Below are 4,885 nucleotides of genomic sequence, written 5' to 3' on the forward strand. Positions count from 1 at the left end.
CGGCATGTCTCTACTCAGTTCTCGTCTTCTCCTTTTCCCGTCTTCTCATCTACCTTCGTGCAGTCGTGCCGTCGTTCCTTCGTGTCCTCGTGCCTTCGTGCCCTAAGCCCCGAGACGCAAACATTGCCTCTCTACTACTGGACAGCTCACTCACAACTCATTACTCACTATTCGCTCTTTCGCGCCCTCGTCCCATCGCGTTGTCGTGCAGTCGTGCAGTCGTGCCTTCGTGCAGTCGTGCCGTCGTTCCTTCGTGTCCTCGTGCCTTCGTGCCGTCGTGCCCTCGTGCTGTCGTGCCCTCGTGCCAGTCGTGCCTTCGTTACTCAAACCCTCTCTTCCTGGCTTCTTCCAGTATTTTCTCCGTTGCAGTGGCGCCGATGCGGGTTACGCCCAGTTCTCTGACGCGCAACAGATCATCCAGCGTACGAACACCTCCTGCTGCCTTGATCTGAACGGTAGAATCGCTGTGCTTTCTCATCAGCTTCAGATGATGGTCCTGTGCTCCCCTGTAAGCATACATTCCATTGGACTGCTTGACAAACCCGAAACCCGTTGAAGTCTTTACAAAAGCTACCTGGTGTTCGCTGCAAATCTCACACAACCGGATGATGTGTTTATCCTCCAGAAAGTCGTTTTCAAAGATCACCTTAAGTGACCCCCCTTCCTTGGTAACTGTATTATTCACTGCCTTGATCTCCTCCGATACATAATTCCAGTCTTCCCCCATAACCTTTCCGATATTCACCACCATATCAATTTCTTCTGCTCCTTTACGGGCCGCCTCTTCGGCCTCCAGGGTCTTAATCTGTATGGTGCTGTTGCCATGGGGAAAGCCAATTACGGCACAAATTCCAACACCGGTTTCCTGAAGCAAATCTACTGCCATATCGACACTATAGGGCTTGATACATGCTGTGGCAACATTGTATCTTATGGACAGCTTGCATCCGTTGATGATGTCATCATCCGTCATGGTAGGATGAAGCAGGGAGTGATCGATCATTTTAGCCAGTGTGTTGAGTGTTAATGATTCTTCTTTCATGATTTATGTGTTTTAATATTACAAATCGTTTTTTCAGGGAATGTAATTTATAAAAAAAAACCGTAAAAAAATTACAACTTTTTAACAATTAAACGTCTTATATGTATAGAGGTCTAACGGGAACTTTTTTAAAAATTATGAAAAGTACATGTTATAATACGTTGTCACTGTTATTCTTTATACTACTCATTGCTTTATTTGGTGGTTGTGAAAAGGAGGACTATACGCTTCCCGTTGAATTTAGACTTGATTTTACGATAAAAAATGAGCCCATTCTGGATGGCTCAATAACCATTGATGAAATTGGCTTAAGTTTGAATTCCATTGATATCAGCGGTTATAGAGAGCAGGGTGAGGATGTTTTTTCAACCAGGCGCTTTGATCAGGGGAAATTCTTTGAAATAAAACCCACATCACGCAATGCTACGGAAAAATTTGATATTCCCCATGGTATTTATAACCCCATCTCATTTTCCTATAACTTTCAACCGGATAATGAGGAAGATGATTTAATTGAGGATATATCTGAATGGCATGAAGATTTGGAAGAAGAGGATGATGATATGGAAGATGATGACCTGGAAGAGGATGATGACCTGGAAGATTTGCAAGAAGATTTGGGAGATATAATAGAAGATTATCTTGAGGATATACATCCATGCATCTTTGTGAAAGGCACATTCACCCATAATCAAAAAACCAAACATATTGTTCTGGTGGTTAACGACCCGCTGACTTTTGAAATTCCTGGTAAAAATAAGGAAGGAGGCTCAGAAGTAGTACTTGATAAAGAGCATGTGAACACTGGAAATCTTCAGCTTAATCCATCCTATTGGTTTTCCGTTATAACTCCGGAGATGCTAAACGATGCCTTCATTGGTGTGATTGACGATGAAAAGTATATCTTTTTAAGTAAGCATGTAAATAGCCCGATTTACAATTCTGTTTTTAATAGAATGGAGGAATCAACCATTTTAACAATAAATGAATAGGCAAGCTCTATTATGGAAAGGTCACATGAGGAAGATTTGAAATTGTTGAGCGGTTGCCTTGAAAATGATAGAAGGTCACAAAAACAGCTATATAGAAAGTACTTTAAGGCCATGTTTCAAATTTGTCTTTCCTACAGTGGCGATAGAGTTGAGGCAAAGGATATTCTGCAGGAAGCTTTTATAAAGGTATTTATCAACCTTGAAAATTTTAACTCAAAAAATTCGCTGGAAGGTTGGATAAGGCGTATTGTTACTAATACAGCTATCGACTACTTCAGGAGGAGGGAAAGACTTGTTTTTAAAGATGAGTTCCCTGATGAACCTGACGATGAGGAAAGTGGTAGCTTCTCATTTCAGGACCTCACAGACGACATCGTTGTATATTATATCAAACAGCTACCGGATGGTGCAAGAGTGGTATTCAATCTTTTTGCCGTTGAAGGGCTCTCTCATAAAGAAATTTCAAAAAAGTTAAGCATTACAGAAGGAACCTCTAAATCTCAGTATAAAAGAGCGAGAAATCTTTTGAAAAACTGGCTTAATGAATATATACTCAGCAAGCAATGAAAAATCACAAGTTTGACATAGAATATATCAAGTGGCTTCGGCAAGTTGATGTTGAAGAGGATAATGCTGTATGGGAGGAAATACAGTATGAACTTGATTTTATTGAAACCTGGGATAATATTTCAGTCCGGCTGGATGAGGTTAAGCCCCAAAAGGGCAAGGTGATTCAAATGAAATACGTGAAATCTGTTGCTGCTGCCGCCGCCTTTATACTGCTTATGCTTTTGCCGGTAAAATATTTTAATGAACAGGCTGTTCAACCCTCCATTATTTCAGAACAACAAAATACCGGTTTCAATCCACAGGAGGGATTCATATCGGATGAAGCATCTCCGTTAAGAAAGGAAAAGGCAGATATGGATTTAGCCAAAATGGCAGAAATTGAAGCTCCCCCTGTAATTCGTAATCTCAAAAAGCCCTCAGCGCATTTGGCAGATAGCGATCCAACAGCATTGGCAGAAGACAAAGATTTTGAAGACTCCGTTTTCAATGACGAGCAAATGGTTTTTGATAAAATTCAAAGCCGCTCTTTTGATGCTGATAGCCTTATAGCAAGCAATAATCCTCCTGCGGCGAATTTTCCGGAAAAGCAGACTTCTGTTGTTTCTGAGTCCGGCAAAGCTTCAGGTGTATCTTTAAGGGTTGTAGATTTAGGCTTGTTATATGGATACAAGAATACCTGGCTGTTGAACTATGAAACCCTTAATGGATTGAATCCACGCAAATTAGGAAGAACAATACCTGCTTTCCATCAGGATATTGGAGCATCATCTACATTGGAATTTAATGATCAGCATCTGTTTGGATTGGAATTTTTTTGGAAATCGGAAACAGGTCAGAACTATCAGCAATACATAAACGCAAATTTTGTTGATAGACAGATCAATTTGAATTACAGAAAGTTTCAGGCATTTTATATTCGTGACAACAACAAAATTCCAGGACAAGTATTGCTGGGAGGTTATATTGCAAAATTAACTTTAGCCCGGGAGATGCAGGGAAACACTATGTTTAGTGTTAATGACAACTATCACAACCTGGATTATGGCTTACTTGCCGGTTATCAGCTCAATATTGCTTTAAGAAACAAAATCATTATTAAGCCTGGCATTAGGGTTAACTATAATCTGATGAATATTTTTGAGGGCGATGATGTTATCCCCGCGTACCTTAAGAAAACAAGAAAACTTGCTGCCAGCTTCAATATATCCCTTTCATACAGGTTTTCTAATTGAATCTCGAAATTACCTGCCTGTCGGCAAGGCAGGGATATTAGAATTTTATTTTCTGCCAAAAAATCCACGAAAATATAAAGTAAGATACCAATTATAGAAAAAAAAGATCTTCTTATTACAACCTTTTGAAAGTCTTTCGTCTTATTATTAGAAACCATGTTAACCCCGACTTAGGTAGCCTGTCCCGAACTTGATTCGGGAAACTTAAATTTTTGAAAAAAATTTTAGTGAACTTAGTCGCTGTCGGAGACAGGAATAATTCTTGAATTATTCGGGTTAAATAATTATCAACTAAAAATCTACTACTATGAAAACACTAAATCTATTCAAAGCCGTAATGATCATATCACTGGCGGCATTTTTATCATCTTGCGAAGAGGATGATAATAATTTGAAGTCTGAGACTCAAACAGCAATTAAGTTTGGAGCAACCTATCAAACAACCAAATCAACCCTTGCAAAAAGTACGCATGCAGAGGGAGTAGTTATAGAAAGTTTTAAAATCAATATTGAGGAGATTGATATAGAGTTTGACGACGATGACCCCTTATTTGAAACCGATTCATTTGCTGACGATTATGAGTTAGATGGTCCCTTTGAAATAGACCTGATGAAGGATGGTAATGCCCTCGAAACTACCATTGTGAACGATTTAGAACTACCATCGGCAGCTTATGAGGAAATAGAATTTGAGTTCAGTGAGAGTGAAAATTCTACCTCTGATATGGATGGTAAATCAATATGGATTGAGGGTACAATTGATGGTACATCTTTCATTTTCTGGTCGGATGAAGAAAATGAGGTCGAAATTGAATTTGATGAGCTTGTAAATCTTGAAGAAGCCCGCAAAGCTGTATTAAAAGTATCATTTGAGTTAGGAAATCTATTTGACCCCGAAGCGGGTGGTATTGACATTACCTCCGCCACAGACGGTAACGAAGATGGTACCATTGAAATATACCCTGAGGACCCTGATGGAAACAGCGACCTGGCAGATTTAATTTGCGAAAAAATTGAAGATATAATTGAGGCCTTTGAAGAAGATGAGG

At 39.6% G+C, this 4,885-nt stretch carries 5 protein-coding genes; 4 read left to right on the forward strand and 1 reads right to left on the reverse strand.

Features of this window, described 5'->3' with window-relative positions:
- Nucleotides 1–319: 319 nt before the first annotated feature.
- Complete coding sequence (gene deoC / locus KGY70_16890; GenBank protein ID MBS3776877.1) at nucleotides 320–1,042, reverse strand: deoxyribose-phosphate aldolase; 723 nt, start codon at nucleotides 1,040–1,042, stop codon at nucleotides 320–322.
- Nucleotides 1,043–1,179: 137 nt separating this feature from the next.
- Between deoC and KGY70_16895 the strand changes: the two genes are divergently transcribed.
- The 4 genes from KGY70_16895 to KGY70_16910 all read left to right on the forward strand — a co-directional run.
- Complete coding sequence (locus KGY70_16895) at nucleotides 1,180–2,034, forward strand: hypothetical protein (protein ID MBS3776878.1); 855 nt, start codon at nucleotides 1,180–1,182, stop codon at nucleotides 2,032–2,034.
- Nucleotides 2,035–2,046: 12 nt separating this feature from the next.
- On the forward strand, nucleotides 2,047–2,601 hold the full coding sequence (locus tag KGY70_16900; GenBank protein MBS3776879.1) for an RNA polymerase sigma factor: 555 nt from the start codon (nucleotides 2,047–2,049) through the stop codon (nucleotides 2,599–2,601).
- A complete protein-coding gene (locus KGY70_16905; GenBank protein ID MBS3776880.1) occupies nucleotides 2,598–3,836 on the forward strand; it encodes a hypothetical protein in 1,239 nt (412 codons plus the stop codon). Before KGY70_16900 ends, KGY70_16905 begins: the two co-directional genes overlap by 4 nt.
- 307 nt (nucleotides 3,837–4,143) lie before the next feature.
- Nucleotides 4,144–4,885, forward strand: a 742-nt coding sequence (locus KGY70_16910; protein ID MBS3776881.1) for a DUF4382 domain-containing protein, incomplete at its 3' end; no start/stop codon positions are given.

It is taken from the genome of Bacteroidales bacterium, from assembly GCA_018334875.1.
In the GTDB taxonomy this organism is placed as follows: Bacteria; Bacteroidota; Bacteroidia; order Bacteroidales; family UBA12077; genus JAGXLC01.

Bases quoted from the DNA above. Each gene is read 5' to 3' on its own strand.
- deoC (MBS3776877.1), bottom strand. From the start codon at position 1,042: ATGAAAGAAGAATCATTAACACTCAACACACTGGCTAAAATGATCGAT.
- KGY70_16895 (MBS3776878.1), top strand. From the start codon at position 1,180: ATGAAAAGTACATGTTATAATACGTTGTCACTGTTATTCTTTATACTA.
- KGY70_16900 (MBS3776879.1), top strand. From the start codon at position 2,047: ATGGAAAGGTCACATGAGGAAGATTTGAAATTGTTGAGCGGTTGCCTT.
- KGY70_16905 (MBS3776880.1), top strand. From the start codon at position 2,598: ATGAAAAATCACAAGTTTGACATAGAATATATCAAGTGGCTTCGGCAA.